The 18,952-nt window shown below is 69.5% G+C and carries 15 protein-coding genes; 11 read left to right on the forward strand and 4 right to left on the reverse strand.

Annotated features, from left to right (window positions below):
• Nucleotides 1-248 precede the first annotated feature (248 nt).
• Nucleotides 249-872, reverse strand: coding sequence for a J domain-containing protein (locus tag Q344_RS0101650; RefSeq protein ID WP_028285113.1), 624 nt, complete (start codon nucleotides 870-872; stop codon nucleotides 249-251).
• Between the two features lie 74 nt (nucleotides 873-946).
• Between Q344_RS0101650 and Q344_RS0101655 the strand changes: the two genes are divergently transcribed.
• Entirely contained in the window at nucleotides 947-1,204 is a 258-nt protein-coding gene (locus tag Q344_RS0101655; protein WP_028285114.1) for a BolA family protein, read from the forward strand.
• Here Q344_RS0101655 and Q344_RS26455 read toward each other — a convergent pair whose 3' ends face one another.
• The 3 genes from Q344_RS26455 to Q344_RS0101670 form a co-directional block, all read right to left on the reverse strand.
• Nucleotides 1,205-1,663 carry a DUF4177 domain-containing protein gene (locus tag Q344_RS26455; RefSeq protein ID WP_051630196.1) on the reverse strand — a complete coding sequence of 153 codons (459 nt, stop codon included), beginning with the start codon at nucleotides 1,661-1,663 and terminating at the stop codon, nucleotides 1,205-1,207.
• A gap of 133 nt (nucleotides 1,664-1,796) precedes the next feature.
• Nucleotides 1,797-5,177, reverse strand: a complete 3,381-nt coding sequence (locus tag Q344_RS22880) for an error-prone DNA polymerase (protein WP_084178265.1) — start codon at nucleotides 5,175-5,177, stop codon at nucleotides 1,797-1,799.
• A 54-nt stretch (nucleotides 5,178-5,231) separates the two neighbouring features.
• Nucleotides 5,232-5,939, reverse strand: a complete 708-nt coding sequence (locus tag Q344_RS0101670) for a DUF1028 domain-containing protein (protein ID WP_028285115.1) — start codon at nucleotides 5,937-5,939, stop codon at nucleotides 5,232-5,234.
• A gap of 112 nt (nucleotides 5,940-6,051) precedes the next feature.
• On the opposite strand from Q344_RS0101670, the gene Q344_RS0101675 reads away from it, so the two are divergent.
• From Q344_RS0101675 to Q344_RS0101720, 10 genes are all read left to right on the forward strand, one after another.
• On the forward strand, nucleotides 6,052-7,635 hold the full coding sequence (locus Q344_RS0101675) for an ABC transporter substrate-binding protein (RefSeq protein WP_028285116.1): 1,584 nt from the start codon (nucleotides 6,052-6,054) through the stop codon (nucleotides 7,633-7,635).
• A 135-nt stretch (nucleotides 7,636-7,770) separates the two neighbouring features.
• A complete protein-coding gene (locus Q344_RS0101680; protein ID WP_028285117.1) occupies nucleotides 7,771-8,718 on the forward strand; it encodes an ABC transporter permease in 948 nt (315 codons plus the stop codon).
• Nucleotides 8,719-8,728: 10 nt separating this feature from the next.
• Entirely contained in the window at nucleotides 8,729-10,612 is a 1,884-nt protein-coding gene (locus tag Q344_RS0101685; RefSeq protein ID WP_028285118.1) for a dipeptide/oligopeptide/nickel ABC transporter permease/ATP-binding protein, read from the forward strand.
• Nucleotides 10,609-11,562: an ABC transporter ATP-binding protein gene (locus Q344_RS0101690; protein WP_028285119.1), complete on the forward strand. Its 954-nt coding sequence runs from the start codon at nucleotides 10,609-10,611 to the stop codon at nucleotides 11,560-11,562. The genes Q344_RS0101685 and Q344_RS0101690 overlap by 4 nt, the downstream gene beginning before the upstream one ends.
• A gap of 125 nt (nucleotides 11,563-11,687) precedes the next feature.
• Nucleotides 11,688-12,272, forward strand: a complete 585-nt coding sequence (locus Q344_RS0101695) for an ANTAR domain-containing response regulator (RefSeq protein ID WP_028285120.1) — start codon at nucleotides 11,688-11,690, stop codon at nucleotides 12,270-12,272.
• A complete protein-coding gene (locus Q344_RS0101700; protein ID WP_028285121.1) occupies nucleotides 12,269-13,441 on the forward strand; it encodes a CmpA/NrtA family ABC transporter substrate-binding protein in 1,173 nt (390 codons plus the stop codon). Before Q344_RS0101695 ends, Q344_RS0101700 begins: the two co-directional genes overlap by 4 nt.
• A gap of 272 nt (nucleotides 13,442-13,713) precedes the next feature.
• Nucleotides 13,714-15,081 carry a CmpA/NrtA family ABC transporter substrate-binding protein gene (locus Q344_RS0101705; protein ID WP_028285122.1) on the forward strand — a complete coding sequence of 456 codons (1,368 nt, stop codon included), beginning with the start codon at nucleotides 13,714-13,716 and terminating at the stop codon, nucleotides 15,079-15,081.
• An 88-nt stretch (nucleotides 15,082-15,169) separates the two neighbouring features.
• Nucleotides 15,170-16,252, forward strand: a complete 1,083-nt coding sequence (locus tag Q344_RS0101710; RefSeq protein ID WP_028285123.1) for an ABC transporter permease — start codon at nucleotides 15,170-15,172, stop codon at nucleotides 16,250-16,252.
• 43 nt (nucleotides 16,253-16,295) lie between these two features.
• Nucleotides 16,296-17,978, forward strand: coding sequence for an ABC transporter ATP-binding protein (locus Q344_RS0101715; protein ID WP_028285124.1), 1,683 nt, complete (start codon nucleotides 16,296-16,298; stop codon nucleotides 17,976-17,978).
• Nucleotides 17,979-18,013: 35 nt separating this feature from the next.
• Complete coding sequence (locus tag Q344_RS0101720) at nucleotides 18,014-18,949, forward strand: GAF domain-containing protein (protein WP_229669116.1); 936 nt, start codon at nucleotides 18,014-18,016, stop codon at nucleotides 18,947-18,949.
• The last annotated feature ends 3 nt before the right edge of the window (nucleotides 18,950-18,952 follow it).

Raw genomic sequence — 18,952 nt, forward strand, 5'->3', positions numbered from 1 at the left:
CCGTCCCGCAGACCGCGCCCCCGCCTTCCTCTGGTCAATCTATCCTCGGGGGGGTGAGGCGCCGGAGAGCGGGCTTCCAGTGGAAGCCCGCGGCGCCGAACGGGCGGAGCCCCGGGAATTTCGACGCCCCTGCTTCCTCTTGCCGAAAATATCCTCGGGGGGTGAATTGGCCGCAGGCCAAGAGGGGGGCAGACAGCCCCCCTTTCCGCGGCCGGCCGCGCGCGCGGCCGGCGACCGCTTTCGCAGTCCTACTTGAAGTTCCGGCTGTCCTTGATCTGGTCCCAGGCCCAGACCACCTGCTGGAGCTGCTCCTCCTGGCTCCGGTCGCCGCCGTTCATGTCCGGATGCAGCACCTTGATCAGCGCCTTGTAGGCCTTGCGCACCTCGGCCTTGGTCCAGTGGTCCTTCGCCTCGAGGATCTCGATCGCCTGGCGCTCCTTCGGCGGCAGCCGCCGCCCCGCGCCGCCGCCCTTGCCGGGGTTGCGGGTCGCGTTCTCGCCCAGCACCTGGTGCGGGTCCTCGATGCCGAGCCGCGCCCAGGCCCGCGCCTCCGGATCGCCCATGGGCTTGGTCTGCCGGTCCCAGACCCGGTCCTTCGACTGCTGCGCGTTGATCTCGGCCTCGGTGGTGCCGTCGAAGAAGTTCCACTTCGTGTTGTACTCGCGCACGTGCTCGCGGCAGAACCAGTAATATTCGTCCAGCACGTCCGGCGCCTTGGGCGCACGGTACTTGCCAGCTTCCTGGCAGCCGGGATGTTCGCAGAGCCGCGTCGAGGTCTCGGAGGCCCCCGACATGCCGCGACGGCCCCGGGTGTTCTTCTTCTTCGCCGATGATACGGACATGTCGAATCCGAAGGGATCTGGCTTGGGCATCGCGCTTCCTTTCCGAGTCAGGCCGTGCAGTTTAAGCTCTTGGCACCGAGATTGAAGGGGTGAGACAGAAAAATATGTCCAGAACGGCAGAGATCCGCGGCCGCCTCGAGGCGGCCTTCGACCCGCGTGAGCTGGAGGTGATCGACGACAGCGAAAGCCACCGGGGCCACGCCGGGTATCAGGAAGGCGGCGAGAGCCACTTCAAGGTCAGGATGCGCGCCGAGGCGCTTGGCCGGATGGGCCGGGTCCAGCGGCACCGGGCGGTGCATGCGGCGATCGGATCGGACCTCATGGCCCGGATCCACGCGCTGGCGCTGGACCTCGGCGCCTGATCACTCGGACCGGGGCGAGGGGGCCGGGTTCTCCGGCACCTCGGCCTCGGGCAGGACGGGGGCGTCTGGTCCGGCTCCGGCCTCGGGGTCCGCGGCGGGCGCAGGCGCGGCTGCCGGTTTCGCCCGGCTGAGCACCGGCTCGGCCGGGGTCGGCCTCCGGGTCTCGGCGCGCGCCTCCGGCTCAGGCGCGGTCTCGAGCAGCTTCGGCTGGAAGGCGTCGAGGCCCTCTTCCGCAGGCCGGCGGAAGACCAGCAGCGTCCGGAACGCCTGGCTGGTCGAGGTCAGCCCCTGGCGCTCTTCCGAGGGCAGGGTGTCGGCGCGCAGGTATTCCCAGCCCTCGTCGGCAAGCTCGTTCATCACGGTCTCGATCGCATGGGCGAAACGGGCCTCGGGGGTCTTCAGCCCCTTGGCCTTCTGTCCGCGGGTCGGGGCGGGGATGACCCGGTAGTGATAGCGCATCGACGGTCCTTCGTTGCCGTGGGGCCGGGTGGCCCGGCGTGGCGCCCAGAATGACGCGCCGCCGCGCGGGGTTCAACTGGCTGCGTGGCGCACCGGCGCCGGCGTGCCGTTCCGGTCACTGGCGCGCGCCCGGTCAGCGGCGCTCCGGTCCCGATCCCGATCCCGACCCCTGCTCCGGGCCGGGCAGGGGGGCCGTCTCCATCCCCGGGGTCAGCATCGGGCGCAGCAGCGCCAGCGGATGCGCCTTGAGCGACAGGCGGAGGGCGACGAAATCCTCCACCACCTCCTCGCCCAGCGTCATCTGCGGCAGGAGGGCGGCGGGCTCGGCGATCCCCTCGCCGTCGATGTCGCCCGAGAACAGCGGCAGCTCCCGGCCCGGGGCCAGCGCCTTGGCCTCCCAGAGCGCCTCGCGCCGCGACAGCCTGAGCGCGGCGAAGGCATCGGCCTCGGCCAGCCGTTCCAGCATCGCGGGCGAGACCCCGGCCCGCCGCCAGACGTCGCTCACCGAGCGGTAGCCGTTGCCGCGGGCGGCGGCGATCCAGGCGGCTTCCTCCTCGGCCATGCCCTTGATCTGGCGGAAGCCGAGGCGCAGCGCGAGATCGCCCCGCCCGGTGCGCTCCATCGCGTTGTCCCAGTAGGAGGCGTTGATGTCCACGGGCCGCACCTCCACCCCGTGCTCGCGGGCATCGCGGACGATCTGGGCGGGCGCGTAGAACCCCATCGGCTGGGAGTTCAGCAGCGCGCAGGCGAAGATGCCGGGATGGTGGCGCTTGATCCAGCTCGAGGCATAGACCAGCAGCGCGAAGGAGGCGGCGTGGCTTTCGGGGAAGCCGTAGGACCCGAAGCCCTCGATCTGGGAGAAGCAGCGTTCCGAGAAATCCGCGTCATAGCCGTTCCGCGCCATGCCGCGCATGAAGCGGCTCCGGAACTCGCTGACGTTGCCGTGCTTCTTGAAGGTGGCAAGCGCCCGGCGCAGGCGGTCGGCCTCCTCGGGCGTGAAGCCCGCGCCGATGATCGCGATCTGCATCGCCTGTTCCTGGAAGAGCGGCACGCCGAGGGTCTTGGACAGCACGCGGCCCAGCTCGTCCGAGGGGAATTCGACTTTCTCCTCGCCGTTCCGGCGGCGGATGTAGGGATGCACCATGTCGCCCTGGATCGGACCGGGGCGGATGATCGCGACCTCGATGACGAGGTCGTAGAAGCAGCGCGGCCGCATCCGGGGCAGGAAGTTCATCTGGGCCCGCGACTCGACCTGGAAGACGCCCACCGTGTCGGCCTTGCAGAGCATGTCGTAGACCCGCGGATCCTCGGGCGGGATGGAGGCCAGCGTGTGGTCGATCCCCTCGTGGCTCGCCAGCAGGTCGAACGCCTTGCGGATGCAGGTCAGCATCCCGAGCGCCAGCACGTCGACCTTGAGGATGCCCAGCGTGTCGATGTCGTCCTTGTCCCAGCAGATGACCGTGCGGTCCTCCATCGTCGCGTTCTCGATCGGCACCAGCTCGTCCAGCCTGCCTTCGGTGATGACGAAGCCGCCGACGTGCTGGGAGAGGTGGCGGGGGAAGCCCTCGATCTCGTGCACGAGCTGCATGGTCTGCATCAGCCGCGGATCGCGCGGGTCGAGCCCGATCTCGCGGAAGCGCTCCTCGGCCACCGCGTCGGCCGAGAAGAAGCCCCAGAGCTGGGAGGACATCGCCGAAATGGTGTCCTGGGTGAGCCCCATGGCGGCGCCCACCTCGCGGATCGCGCGCTTGCCGCGGTAGTGGATGACGGTCGCGCAGAGGCCCGCCCGGTGGCGGCCGTAGCGGTCGTAGATGTGCTGGATGACCTCCTCGCGGCGCTCGTGCTCGAAATCCACGTCGATGTCGGGGGGCTCGTCGCGCGCCTCGGAGACGAAGCGCTCGAAGACCATGGTGCCGACTTCCGGAGAGACCTCGGTCACGCCGAGGCAGTAGCAGACGACCGAATTGGCCGCCGACCCCCGGCCCTGGCAGAGGATGTCGCGCGACCGGGCGAATTGCACGATGTCGTGGACGGTCAGGAAGTAGGGCTCGTATTTCAGCTTGCCGATCAGGGCGAGCTCATGGGCCAGCAGGTCCTTCACCTTCTGCGGCGCGCCGTGCGGGTAGCGCCATTTCATCCCGGCGTGGGAGAGCCGGGCGAGCCGGTCGGCGGGCGTCTCGCCGCCCGCGATCTCGGAGGGGTATTCGTAGCGCAGCTCGTCGAGCGAGAAGGTCAGCCGTTCGGCCAGGGCCCCGGCCCGGTCGACGGCGTCCTCGTGGCCGCGGAAGATGCGCCGCATCTCGGCTTCCGGGCGCAGCCGCTGCTCGGCATTGGCCAGCGCCCCGCGGCCGAGCGCCTCGACCCGGGTGTGCAGGCGGATCGCGGTCAGCACGTCGGCCATCCGGCGGCGGGCGGCGACATGCATCACCGGGCGGGCCGAGGCGAGGGTGGGCAGGCCGAGCCGCTCCGCCTCGCGCGTGAGCGCGGCAAAGCGGGCGCTGTCCTCGCCTTCGTAGCGGGGGGAGAGCAGGAGGTGCAGGCGCCCCGGGAAGAGCGCCGAGAGGCGGGCGGCATGGCGGCGCCAGGCGGGGAGGGTGATGCTTTCCTGCCTCTCCAGGCCGGGGCCCTCATCCTCCGCCATGCCGGGAATGTCCGTTGTTCCTCGTTGCTCCGATCCGCTCGCGCCGGTGATGTCGGTGCCACGATCGTCCCGATCGTGCTTCAGGGGGCTGTCGGTCCCACCCTCGACGCCGCCCTCGGGGCCGGGCGCGATCCGATGTTGCGCTTGCGGGCAGGGCGGGGCGGGGGATTGAGCAGGCATAATCCCGACCTCCGCGGGCCGCACCCTCCCCGATCCGGGGGCCTGCTGCTCACGCAAGCCCCCCCTCCAGCCCCCCCGCGCGACAGGTTCCCTCTCCCCGCCGGGGAGAGGGTCGGGGTGAGGCCGGTCTGTTGCCGCCCCGGCCCGAGCTGCGGGCATCTCCCGGCCGTCAGGGTGAGAGGGGGGCGCGCCATCGCCGCCATCCCCCGTCCGCCCCGCCTCGACCGGGTGCAGCAGCGCCTCCAGCCCCTCGGTTCCGATCTCGGCAAGGTCCGCGAGCCGCACCAGGCAGCTGCCCTTCTCGGCCCGGAGACGCCCGCGCGAGATCAGGCGGCAGAGCCGGCCCCAGCCCGCCCGGTCGGCGGCGAGCAGCGTCACCTCGACCCCCTCCTCGAAGCGCATCCGGGCGCCGGGAATCAGCCGCGGCACCACCATCTCGGGTGGCGGGGGAAACCCCTCGGGCGCGGGCGGACCGATCAGGCCATGCGCGGCGTCGAAGGCCCGGCGCTCCTCGACCCGGCGGCGGATCTCGCGTGCTTCCTGATGGGCGCGGACGATCCCCGCGACCGAGTTCTCGTCCGCGATGGCCACCGCGGCGATCCCCAGCTCGGCCGCGCGCATGACGTATTCCTCGGGATGCGCCGCCCCGGTGAGAAAGGTGAAGTTCGAGGTGATGCAGAGCTCGGCGAACATGCCGCCATTATATTCACCTTTTGTTCTCTTTTGGAGTCCCCTCCGCGGGTGACCTCACGCCTTCGAGGCGGCCTGCTCCGCCAGCACCTCCATCTCCTCGGCGCGCGGGCGCCGGTGCGGGTCGTTCAGCACCGGCACCACGTCGCACCAGCCGGCATAGGGCTGCGATTGCGCGCGCTCGTAGAGCGCGCGGAGCGCGGCGAGCGGCGTCTCGGACATGTCCACCCGCAGCGTCAGCGGCGGCGCATCCGGCGAGACCACCAGCAGCGCGGCCGATTGCAGGCCACGGGAATCACTGCCCGCCGCGGCGCCGGCGTCGAGCGCGGCAAGCAGGCGCTCGGCGAAGGGCAGGGTGCTCGCGAGATAGGCATCGCGGGCCGCCTCCAGCACCTCTTCGCCGGTCAGCAGGTTGCCGGCCACCACCAGACCGTCGCCCTGCCGCGCGCCCGCGGCCGGAACCGAGGCCGCGCCGGTGAAGGCCCCGGTCCCGCCCCGCGCGTCGAGCGCCGAAAGCTGGCGATAATCGCGCCCCGCGTCGGGCGAAACCATTGCGTCGACGGCCTTTTCCGCGCTCGCCCCGTCGCCCATCATCGCCAGCACACCCTCGCCCCAGAGGGTCGAGGGCGCGGTTCCCTGGCTGGCCGACATGCCGACCCCGGCCACCCCGCGCAGCACCCAGCCGCCGACGCAGAGCGAGCCTGTCGCCGCCGCCCCGCCGAGGATGCCCGTTTTCGCGTCACGGGCGAGAATGGAATAGGTCATGGAAGCCTCCGTCGAACCTGCCTCTTGAATTTATCATGACAATTCGCACAACTTCAATTTATCATGATGAATAAGGGGCGAGACCGACGCCCGCTGCCAAGGAGAGAGGCTGATGCAACAGGGAATGCTCAACTGGACACGCCGCGGCGTGCTCGCCGCCGGGGTCGCGATGTCGATGGCCCTGGGCGCGACCGCCCCCGCCACCGCACAGACGCCGCCGGGCGTGCTGATCGTGGGCCAGATCGCCGAGCCGAAGGCGCTGGACCCGGCCGCGGTGACGGCCGTCAACGATTTCCGCATCCTGATGAACGTCTACGACGGGCTGGTGCGCTACAGGGACGGCACGCTCGAGGTCGAACCGGCGCTGGCCACCGCGTGGGAGATCAGCGAGGACGGCACCGAATACACCTTCACCCTGCGCGAGGGCGTGCGCTTCCACGACGGATCCGACTTCAACGCCGAGGCGGTGGTCTTCAACTTCGAGCGGATGCTGAACGAGGATCACCCCTACCACGACACCGGGCCGTTCCCGCTCGCCTTCTTCTTCTCCGCCGTCGAGAGCGTGGAGGCGGTGGACGACCTGACGGTCAGGTTCACCCTGAACGAACCCTACGCGCCCTTCCTGTCGAACCTCGCCTATCCGACCGGGCTGATCGTCTCGCCCGCCGCGGTCGAGCAGCACGGGGCGGATTTCGGCCGGAACCCCTCCGGCACGGGGCCCTTCACCTTCAAGGAATGGCGCTCGAACGAGGCCGTGGTGGTCGAGAAGAACCCCGAGTACTGGGACGGCGCGCCGGAGCTCGACGCCGTGGTCTTCCGCCCGATCACCGACGCCAACACCCGGACGGCCGAGATGCTGGCGGGCGGGATCGACCTGATGGTCGAGGTGCCCCCCGTCTCGCTTTCGGAATTCCAGGGCGAGGGGTTCACGGTGCATGAACAGGCGGGGCCGCACCTGTGGTTCCTGATCCTGAACGCCAAGGAGGGGCCCTTTGCCGACAAGCGGGTCCGGCAGGCCGCGAATTACGCGATCAACAAGACGGCGCTGGTCGACAACGTGCTGGAAGGCACCGCGGATGTGGCCGCCGGCCCCACGCCGCCGGCCTTCGCCTGGGCCTACAACGAGAGCCTCGAGCCCTACCCATACGATCCCGAGAAGGCCAAAGCGCTGCTCGCGGAGGCGGGGGTCGATGACCTCTCGCTCACCTTCTACGTGACCGAGGGCGGCTCGGGGATGCTCGATCCGGTCGCCATGGGGACGGCGATCCAGGCGGACCTGAACGCCGTGGGCTTCGACACCGAGATCGAGACCTACGAGTGGAACACCTTCCTGGGCGAGGTGAACCCCGGGCTCGAGGGCAAGGCCGACATGGCCGAGATGGCGTGGATGACGAACGATCCCGACACGCTGCCCTATCTCGCGCTCCGGACCGACGCATGGCCCGACAAGGGCGGCTTCAACTCGGGCTATTACTCGAACCCCGAGGTCGACAAGCTGCTCGAGGCGGCGCGCGTCGCCACCGACCAGGAGAAACGGGCCGAGCTCTACAAGCGGATGCAGGAGATCGTGCAGGAGGACGCGCCCTGGGTCTTCGTCGCGAACTGGAAGCAGAACGCGGTGACCTCGGAGGCGGTCGAGAATTTCGCGCTCCAGCCGAGCTTCTTCCTGCTGCTCGATGACGTGGTGAAGAACTGAGGGGTTTCGGGCCGGCAGGGCCGGCCCGACCGACGCGCCGGCCTGCGGCCGGCGCGTGCCTCCGGCGGGAGTATTTCCGGAAAGATGAAGCTCGGGGGCGGCGCCCCTGATCGAGGACGGCCCGGGGGAGGGCGAATGGGAAGCTACATCGTCAAGCGGCTCTTGTCGGCCATCCCGGTGCTGCTCGGGATCACCGTGATCGTGTTCCTGATCATGGCGATGATCCCGGGCGACCCGGCGACGGCGATCCTCGGGAGCTACGCGACGCCCGAGAACGTGGCGAAGCTGAACCGGGACCTCGGGCTCGACGAGCCGCTTGTCGCGCGGTATTTCATCTGGCTCGGCAACATGCTGCAGGGGGATTTCGGGCGGTCCTTCTCGCTCAACCGCCCGGTGCTCGACGAGGTGACGGAGCGCTTCATGGCGACGCTGATCCTGGCGGGGACGTCCTTCGTGCTCTGCGCTCTGTTCGGCATCATGGCGGGCGTCGTCTCGGCCGCGCGGCAATATGGCTGGGCGGACCGGGGGATCACCTTCGCGGTGCTCCTGGGGATCTCGATCCCCAGCTTCTTCCTCGGCATGATGATGATCCTGATCTTCGCGGTCCACCTGCGCTGGTTCCCGGTCTCGGGCATGTACGCGATCTATGGCGGGGGCGACCTGGCGGACCTGCTCCATCACCTGGTGATGCCCGCCGTGGCGCTGTCGGTCGTGGCGACGGGCGTCGTGGCACGGCTCGCGCGGTCTGCCATGCTCGAGGTGCTGCGGCAGGATTTCATCCGCACCGCGCGGGCCAAGGGCGTGGGCGAGGGGCGCGTCGTCTGGCGGCATGCGCTGAAGGCGGCGATGGTCTCGATCATCCCGGTGCTGGGGATCCAGGCGGGGTTCGTGCTCTCGGGGGCGGTCTATATCGAGATGGTGTTCCAGTGGCCCGGCGTCGGGCGGATGCTGGTGGACGCGATCCTCAAGCGCGACATCCTGCTGGTGCAGGGCGGCGTGGTGATCGTCGCGGCCTGCTACGTGCTCTTCAACATCGCGGTGGACGTGGCGCAATCGCTGCTCGACCCGCGGATCAAGACGTGAGGGGCCGGGGATGAAGACGGTTCGACTGATCTTCCGCAACCGTCTCGCCGCCGCCGGTCTGGTGGTGCTGGGCATCGTGGTCCTGCTGGCCATCCTGACGCCGATCCTGCCGCTCGCGGATCCGGACGTGACGAACACCGCCAACCGCTTCCGGCCGGTCTTCGCGGAAGGCCATCTCCTCGGCACCGACCACCTCGGGCGGGACCTCCTGTCGCGGCTCCTCTGGGGGACGCGGCTGTCGCTCGCCGTGGGCTTCGCGGCGGCGGTCTTCGCCGCGGTGATCGGCGCGGGGTTCGGGATCGTCTCGGGCTATTTCGGGGGCGCCACGGACAACGTCATCATGCGCGGCATCGACATGCTGATGGCCTTTCCCTACATCCTGCTGGCCCTCGCCATCGTGGCGGCCCTGGGGCCCGGGCTCTTCAACGCGCTGATCGCGGTCGCGGTGGTGAACATCCCCTTCTTCGCGAGAAACATCCGCGGCGTGACGGTGGGGATCGCGCACAAGGAATTCGTCGACGCTGCGCGGCTCGCGGGCCTGTCGCACACCAGGATCATCCTGTCCGAGATCCTGCCCAACGTGATCCCGGTGATCGTCATCGCCATGTCGACGACCATCGGCTGGATGATCCTCGAGACCGCCGGGCTCTCGTTCCTCGGGCTCGGGAGCCAGCCGCCGCAGGCCGACCTCGGTTCGATGCTGGGCGAGGCGCGCGGCGCGCTGATCACCAACCCGCTGACCTCGATCGTGCCGGGGGTGATGATCCTGGTCATCGTCATGAGCATCAACCTGCTGGGCGACGGGGTGCGGGATGCGCTCGACCCCCGGCTGCGGTCCGGCGCGCTGACGCGGCCGAGGGCGGCGACGGTGGTGGACCGCCGCGCGCCGGTGCCCGCGCCCCGTGCGGAAGGGGTGCTGACGATGACCGATCTGGAGACGCAGTTCCACGTGGGCGCGCGGGTCTACAGGGCAGTGAACAAGGTCTCGCTGCATGTCGCGCCGGGGGAATGCCTCGGCGTGATCGGCGAGAGCGGGTCGGGGAAATCCGTCACGGCGCTGTCCGTGATGGGGCTGGTGGCCTCGCCGCCCGGGGTGATCACCGGCGGCTCGGTGCGCTTCCGGGACGCGGAGCTGATCGGCGCGACCTACGGCCGGCTCAGAGAGCTGAGGGGCGACCGGGTGGCCTATATCTTCCAGGACCCGCTGGCGACGCTGCATCCGCTCTACCGGGTGGGCGACCAGCTGGTGGAGGCGATCCGGGTGCATCACAGGATCCCGCGGGCCGAGGCCTGGGATCGTGCGGTGGCGCTCCTGAAACAGGTGCGCATCCCTAACCCCGAGAGCCGGGCGCAGAGCTATCCGCACGAGATGTCCGGCGGCATGCGCCAGCGTGTCGGCATCGCCATGGCGCTGGCCAACGATCCGGACGTCATCATCGCGGACGAGCCGACAACGGCGCTCGACGTGACGGTTCAGGCGCAGATCCTCTCGCTGCTCGACGATCTCAGGCGCGAGCGGGGTCTGGCCATCGTCTTCATCACCCATGATTTCGGCGTGGTGGCGCAGCTCTGCGACCGGGTGGCCGTCATGTATGCCGGCAGGATCGTGGAGGAGGGGCCGACCCGCGCGGTGCTGGACGCGCCCGCGCATCCCTACACCCGGCGGCTCATCGCCTGCGTGCCGGAACTGGGCGCGGGGCGGCGCAGGCTCGAGGCGATCCCGGGCCTGCCCCCGGCGGTGGACCGGCTGGAGCCCGGCTGCGCCTTCGCGCCGCGCTGCCTGAAGACGGAAGCGGTCTGCGTGACCCGCGAGATCGGGCTCGCGCAGGCGGGGAACCGGGCCGTGCGCTGCCTCTTCCCCGAAACGGACCTGAAACGGGAGGCGGCGGAATGACGGATGCGCTGCGGCTGGAGGGCCTGTCGAGGGAGTTCCCGGTGGGCAAGCGGCTCTTCGGCAAGCCGAAGGGGATCGTGCATGCGGTCCGGCCCGTGGACCTGAGCGTGGAGGCGGGCGAGACCCTCGGCATCGTCGGTGAATCGGGCTGCGGGAAATCGACGCTGGCGCGGATGCTCGTGGGGCTCCTGCCGCCGACAACCGGGCGCATCGAGATCGAGGGCAAGCCGCTCGACACCGCCGATCCGGCGGCCTTCGGCAAGCGCATCCAGTATGTCTTTCAGGACCCGATATCCTCGCTGAACCCGCGCAAGACCATCCGGCAGGTGATGGAGGCGCCGCTGAAGCGGTTGCACGGGATGGACCGGGCAGCGCGCGAGAGGCGGATCGCCGAGATTTTCGACAGCGTGAACCTGCGGGAGGAGTTCCTCGACCGCTACCCGCATGAATTCTCGGGCGGGCAGGCGCAGCGGATCGGGATTGCCCGGGCGCTCGCGGCGCAGGCGCGGATCCTGATCCTCGACGAGCCGGTCTCGGCGCTCGACGTCTCGGTGCAGGCGCAGGTGCTGAACCTGCTCGCGGATCTGAAGCGCGAGCTGGGGCTGACCTACCTCTTCATCTCGCATGACCTCGCGGTGGTGGAGGCGGTCTCGACCCGGGTCGCCGTGCTCTACTTCGGCTCGGTGGTCGAGGTCGGGCGGGCGGAGGACATCTTCCGCGCGCCGAAACATCCCTACACGAAGCTCCTCGCCGACAGCGCGCCGGTGGTGGGGCGCCCGCTCTCGGCGCCCGAGGGCCGCGAGACCGAGCTGCCCGATCCCCTGAACCCGCCGCCCGGCTGCCCCTTCGCACCGCGCTGCCCGCGCGCGACCGAGGCCTGCACCGGGGCGATGCCCGCGCTCGAACCGCAGACGGGGCACCGCGTGGCCTGCATCCATCCGCTCGGCTGATCCTGCCGGGCGGGATGCTGCGCTGCCGCATTTTTGGGCTGACCGCACGGAATTCGCGCATCTCACCGGCACGTGGCAGGGCCTCCCGCTTTACTCGAAGCGCGGCGCGCGCTGATGGTGGGGCCATGTCGAACGCCCTCTCCATCATGGTCGTGGAAGCTGATCGCGAGCGCGCGATGCAGATCGTGGACAGCCTGCGCGAGGCGGGCGATTTCGATATCCAGGTCATTTCCGAGCCGACGAGCCTTGCCCGCCAGATCCAGACGAAACAGCCCGACGTGGTGCTGATCGACATCGCCAACCCGTCGCGGGATTCGCTGGAGGAACTGGCGCTGGCCTCAGGTCCGCTCGACCGGCCCGTCGCGATGTTCGTGGACCGCTCGGACGAAGGGCTCTCGGCCGCGGCGATCGAAGCCGGCGTCTCGGCCTACGTGGTCGACGGGATGCAGCCGGCGCGGGTGAAGCCGATCCTCGACGCGGCCATCGCGCGGTTCCGGATGTTCCAGCGGATGCGGCTCGAGCTCGCCGAGACGAAGAAGGCGCTGGAGGAGCGCAAGGTGATCGACCGCGCCAAGGGGATGATCATGAAGGCGCGCGGCGTGGACGAAGACCAGGCCTACGCCATCCTCCGGAAGGCCGCGATGGACCAGAACAGGCGGGTGGCCGACGTGGCGGCCGCGCTCGTTTCGACCGTGGGGCTCCTGTCGTGAGAGCCGCGACGCTTTCGGTGGGCTTCATCCCGCTGGTGGATGCCGCGCCGCTGATCATCGCGCAGGAGATGGGCTTCGCGAGCGAAGAGGGTATCGCGCTCGATCTCCGCCGCGCGCCCTCGTGGTCGTCGCTCCGCGACATGCTGAGTTTCGGGCAGGTGGATGCCGCGCATATGCTGGCGCCTGTCCCGGTGGCCGCGGCGCTCGGGATCGGCGGGGCCGGGGCGGCGCTGGCAGCCGTCTCGGTGCTTTCGGTCAATGGCGACGTAATCGGCGTCAGCCGGGCGCTGGCCGACCGGCTCCGCGAGGTGGGCCACGATTTCGCCTTCGACGATGCCGAGGCCGCGGGGCGCGCCCTGATCGCCGCCGCCGGCGGCCGTCTCAGGATCGGCGTGCCGTTCCCGTTCTCGATGCACGCGGAGCTGGTCTATTACTGGCTTTCCGCCCTCGGACTGCCCGCGCCGCAGGGGATCGACATCCGCACCGTGCCGCCGCCGCTGATGGCCGAGACCATCGAGGCGGGCGAGATCGACGCCTTCTGCGTGGGCGAGCCCTGGGGGTCGAAGGCCGTGGAGAACGGGGTGGGAGAGCTCCTGCTGCCGGGCTCCGCGATCTGGGCCTTCGCGCCCGAGAAGGTGCTGGCGGTGCGCGACGACTGGGCGCGGGCCGAGCCGCAGCTGCTGAGCCGGCTGGTCCGCGCGGTCTGGCGGGCGGGGCGCTGGCTGGCGGACCCGGCCTCGCGGACGCTGACGGCCGAGCTTCTGAGCCGGGCGGAATACCTCGACATCGCGCCGGAGATCCTCGACCGGTCGCTGTCGGGCCGGCTGGTGATCTCTCCGCGCGGCGACATGCGCGAGGTGCCGGGCTTCGTGGAGTTCCACGCGGGCGCGGCGAGCTTCCCCTGGCGCAGCCAGGCGGAATGGATCGGCCAGCAGATGGCCGCGCGCCTCGGCCTCGACCGGGCGGCGGCGGGACGGGCGGCGCGCGGGGTCTTCCGGAGCGACCTGCACCGAGAGGCGCTGGCGGGGACGACGGCGGATCTGCCGGGGGCGTCCTCGAAGCTCGAGGGCGGGTTGGCGCGGGACACGGCCGTCGCCTCGGGCTCGGGGCGGCTGATTCTCCGCCCGGACGGGTTCTTCGATGGCCGGGTTTTTGATCCCGAAGGCTGAAACCTGCCCATCCCTTGTGCAGTCGCGGCATGGGGCGGGGCCGGAGCGGACCAAAAGGGCCCGGTGCACCTGAAAACCTTTGCCTGACGTCTCTGCCTGCGGGAAACAGGACACATCGGCAGGCAACGGGGCCCACCGACCAAGACCCTCCCACCGACCGGGATCATTCTGAGCAAAGCCGCTCGACCGTCCGTTTCATCCGAAACGGAGCGTGTCAGCGGCTTTTTTGTTTTGCCCCGGTCCTGCCGGGATACCGAGACGGAGACCTACCGATGAAGACCATTCTTCTGGGCCTGACCACCGCACTCACCCTGACGGGGCCCGCCTTCGCACAGATGCTGGAGCTCGAAAAGGACGAGCTCACCTTCGGGTTCATCAAGCTGACCGACATGGCGCCGCTCGCGGTCGCCTACGAGCAGGGCTATTTCCTGGACGAGGGGCTTTTCGTGACGCTCGAGGCGCAGGCGAACTGGAAGGTGCTGCTCGACGGCGTGATCGGCGGCACGCTCGACGGCGCGCACATGCTGGCGGGGCAGCCCCTGGCCGCGACCATCGGCTTCGGCACCGAGGCGCATATCGTCACGCCCTTCTCGATGGACCTCAACGGCAACGGGATCACGGTCTCGAACGAGATCTGGGAGCAGATGAAGCCCCATATCCCGACGGATGCCGACGGCAGGCCGCAACACCCGATCAGTGCCTCCGCGATGGCGCCGGTGGTCGAGAAGTACAAGGCGGAAGGCAAGCCCTTCAACATGGGCATGGTCTTCCCGGTCTCCACCCACAATTACGAACTGCGCTACTGGCTGGCCGCCGGCGGGCTGAACCCGGGGTATTACTCGCCCGAGAACATCTCCGGGCAGATCGGGGCGGATGTGCTGCTGTCCGTGACACCGCCGCCGCAGATGCCGGCGACGCTCGAGGCCGGCACGATCTACGGCTATTGCGTGGGCGAGCCGTGGAACCAGCAGGCGGTCTTCAAGGGGATCGGGGTGCCGGTCATCACCGATTACGAGCTCTGGAAGAACAACCCCGAGAAGGTCTTCGGCATCACCGCGGAATTCGCGCAAGAGAACCCCAACACCACGCTCGCCGTCACCAAGGCGCTGATCCGCGCGGCCATCTGGCTGGACGAGAACGACAACGCCAACCGCGAGGCGGCGGTCGAGATCCTGGCGCGGCCCGAATACGTGGGCGCCGATGCCGAGGTGATCGCCAATTCGATGACCGGAACCTTCGAATACGAGAAGGGCGACACCCGCGCGGTGCCCGATTTCAACGTCTTCTTCCGTTATCACGCGACCTATCCGTTCTATTCGGACGCGGTCTGGTACCTGACCCAGATGCGCCGCTGGGGCCAGATCGCCGAGGCGAAGCCCGACAGCTGGTACGACGAGATCGCGAAGTCGGTCTACAAGCCCGAGATCTACCTCGAGGCGGCGCGGATGCTGGTCGACGAGGGGCTCGCCGACGAGGCGGATTTCCCCTGGGACAGCGACGGCTACAAGGCGCCGACGCCCGCCGCCGACATCATCGACGGGATCGCCTACGACGGGAAGGCGCCGAACGCCTATCTCGAGAGCCTGCCCATCGGGCTGAAGGGCGCGCAGATCGTCGTCGGCAACGACATCCAGGGCTGAGGCACGCGGATGGCGGACGGCGCTCGCCCGTGACCGGGCATCGCCCCGCCCGCCGTCCCGTCCTCCCGAGCATCCGAGGGACAGCACCATGACCACCGTCGATCAGACTTTCGCCGAGACGACCGACCGCGCGGCGCGGCGGGCGCGGCTCTTCACCCGCATCAACAAGGCCGACAAATGGTTCCAGGTCCTCGGCCTCGCCTGGATCACGCCGCTCGCCAAGGCCGCGGCCGGAGACAATCCGCGGGCGCAGATGAAGGAGATCTGGCGGCTGCTGGGCATCCCGGTGCTCGCCATCCTGCTCTTCATTGCCGCCTGGGGCCTGCTCGCGCCGAAGGTCGAGACCTCGCTCGGGGCGCTGCCGGGACCGGCACAGGTCTGGGAGGAGGCGGTCAACCTCAACCGCGACGCGCAGGCCAAGGCCGCGAAGGAAGCGAAGTTCGCGGAGATGGTTGAGCGGCGGAACGAGAAGCTGATCGCCGCGGGGCGCGCGGACGAGGTGAAGGACGTGGCCTATACCGGCGCGCCCAGCTATTACGATCAGATCTGGACCTCGATCCAGACCGTCTTCTTCGGCTTCCTGCTGGCGACCGTGGTGGCGGTGCCGCTCGGCATCGCCTCGGGGCTTTCGCCGACGACCAACGCGGCGCTGAACCCGCTGATCCAGATCTTCAAGCCGGTGAGCCCGCTGGCCTGGCTGCCGATCGTGACGATGGTCGTCTCGGCGGTCTACGTGACGAACGACGGGATCTTCGCGAAGAGCTTCCTGATCTCGGCCATCACGGTGACGCTCTGCTCGCTCTGGCCGACGCTGATCAACACCTCGCTGGGGGTGGCCTCGATCGACCGGGATCTGGTGAACGTCTCGCGGGTGCTGAAGATGAACACGCGGACCAAGATCACCAAGCTGGTGCTGCCCTCGGCGCTGCCGCTGATCTTCACCGGGCTGCGGCTGAGCCTCGGGGTGGGCTGGATGGTGCTGATCGCCGCCGAGATGCTGGCGCAGAACCCGGGCCTGGGGAAATTCGTCTGGGACGAGTTCCAGAACGGATCGTCCTCCTCGCTCGCCCGGATCATGGTTGCGGTCTTCACCATCGGGATCATCGGCTTCCTGCTCGACCGGGTGATGTACGCGCTCCAGACCCTCTTCACCTTCTCGAACAACCGGTGAGCGGCGCTCAAGCGGCGCAGCGGTAGCGCAAAGGGAAAAGACCATGGGTATTCTCAAGTTCGACAACGTCTCCAAGAGCTTCGGCGAGGGCCTTCACCGGACCGAGGTGCTGAAGGGCATCGACCTCGAGGTCGCGGAGGGCGAGTTCCTCGTGCTCCTCGGTTTCTCCGGCACGGGCAAGACGACGCTCGTAAACCTGATGGCGGGGCTCGAGCAGCCCTCGGCCGGCAGCGTGACCTTCAAGGGCAAGCCCATCACCGGGCCGGGGCGCGAGCGGGGGGTGATCTTCCAGAACTATTCGCTGATGCCCTGGCTGACGGTGAACGGCAACGTGCGGCTGGCGGTCGACACGGTCTTCCCCGAGCTTCCGAAGGCCGAGCGGCAGGCGAAGGTGGATCACTACGTCTCGATGGTGGGGCTCGCGCACGCCGCCGGCCGGCGTCCGGCGGAGCTGTCGGGCGGCATGCGCCAGCGGGTCAACGTGGCCCGCGCGCTCGCCATGTCGCCGGAGGTTCTGCTGCTCGACGAGCCGCTCTCGGCGCTCGACGCCCTGACGCGGGCGAACCTCGCCGACGAGATCGAAGGGATCTGGGAGGCCGACCGCAAGACCTGCGTGCTGATCACCAACGACGTGGACGAGGCGATCCTGCTCGGCGACCGGATCATCCCGCTGAACCCCGACGGGACGCTGGCGGAGCCCTTCAGGGTGGAGCTTCCGCGCCCCCGTGACCGGGCGGCGATGAACCATGACGAGGCGTTCAAGGCGCTCCGGGCGAAGGTGACGACCTACCTCATGGACGTCGGCATCGAGGCCAAGGTCGAGGGGTCGCGCATCCTGCCCGAGGTCACCCCGATCCACGGCATGCCAAAGGCGCAGGTCGCCGCGCGGCAGGGGATGATCGAGCAGAACTTCCTGAGCTTCGAGCAGCTCCACAAGATCTACCCGACGCCGAAGGGCCCGCTGACGGTGGTCGAGGATTTCAACCTCAAGCTCGACCGGGGCGAGTTCATCTCGCTGATCGGCCATTCGGGCTGCGGCAAGTCCACCGTGCTGACCATGGCCGCGGGGCTCAACGCGATCTCCCAGGGGGTCATCAAGCTCGACGGTTACGAGGTGAAGGGCGCCGACCCCGAGCGCGCGGTGGTCTTCCAGTCGCCCTCGCTCTTCCCGTGGCTGACGGCGAAGGAGAACGTGGCTGTCGGTGTCGACAAGGTCTACCCCAGGGCCAGCCTCTCCGAGCGGCAGGACGTGGTGGAATACTACCTCGAACGGGTGGGGCTCGCCGAGGCGATGGACAAGCCCGCGAGCGAGTTGTCGAACGGGATGCGCCAGCGGGTCGGCATCGCGCGGGCCTTCGCGCTCTCCCCGAAGCTGCTGCTGCTGGACGAGCCCTTCGGCATGCTCGACAGCCTCACCCGCTGGGAGCTGCAGGAGGTGCTGATGGAGGTCTGGGACCGCACCAAGGTCACCGCGATCTGCGTCACGCACGACGTGGACGAGGCGATCCTGCTCGCGGACCGCGTCGTGATGATGACCAACGGGCCGCAGGCGACGATCGGCAAGATCCTCGACGTCGACCTGCCGCGGCCCCGGACCCGCAAGGCGCTGCTCGAGCACCCGGATTACTACCTCTACCGCGAGCAGGTGCTGAATTTCCTCGAGGAATACGAGCACGGCAAGCAGGGCAAGTCCGAAACGGACGCGCGCAAGGCCGAGGCCGCCTGAACCGCCCGACCCACGCCACCACCGCAAAGGAGCGCATGATGGATGTCGCAGCCGACACGACCGAGAAGACCTTCATCCAGATCGCCGAGATCTGGGTCCCCGAGGGCGACCGCCTGGTCCATGGCGGCGGCGATTACGGCGGGCTCGGCGCCTTCGAGGCGACCTCGCGGCGCGAGAGCTTCGCGCAGGGCGAGGGCCTGCCCGGCAAGGCCTGGGCCGAGGCGCGGCCCGTGGTGCTGAAGGGCTTCGACGGATCGTACTTCAAGCGGACCGAGGCCGCGGCCGAGGCGGGGCTGACCGCCGCGGTGGCGATCCCGGTCTTCGCGGGGGCGGTGCTCAAGGCGGTGCTCGTCGTGCTCTGCGGGGACGACGACGCGCGGACCGGGGCGATCGAGATCTGGTCCGAGACGGACGGGCTGATGATGCTCGACGACGGCTATTACGGGGCGGCGAAGCATTTCGAATGGGTCTCGCAGCACACGCATTTCCCGGTCGGGCAGGGGCTGCCCGGCGGGGTCTGGGCGGCGCGGACGCCGATCCTGATGCGCGACCTCGGCTCCGGCTATCGCTTCATCCGGGCCGACAGCGCGGCGAAGGCGGGGCTCACCACCGGACTCGGCCTTCCGATCCCGCTGCCCTCGGGGCGGAGCTGCGTGCTGACGCTGCTCTCGGCCAAGGGCACCCCGATCGCCCGGCGGTTCGAGCTCTGGGACGCCCGCGCCTCACGGGTCGGCAAGGACGGCGGCGCGGTGCTCGCGGATGGCATCTGCGCCCGCGAGGGCCCGCTCTGGGACGAGGACAACCCGCGCCGCGTCACCGCCTGGCAGGGGCTGATCGGCCGCGTTCTGGGCTCGGGCCTGCCGGTGGCGGAAAGCGCTGCGCCCGGCCTTCCCGGGGGCTACGGCGCGATGGTCGCGCTGCCGCTCCATCAGGGCGGAGAACTCGCCCACATCGTCGCCTGGTATGTCTGAGGA

The organism is Pseudooceanicola nanhaiensis DSM 18065, assembly GCF_000688295.1.
Taxonomy (GTDB): domain Bacteria; phylum Pseudomonadota; class Alphaproteobacteria; order Rhodobacterales; family Rhodobacteraceae; genus Pseudooceanicola; species Pseudooceanicola nanhaiensis.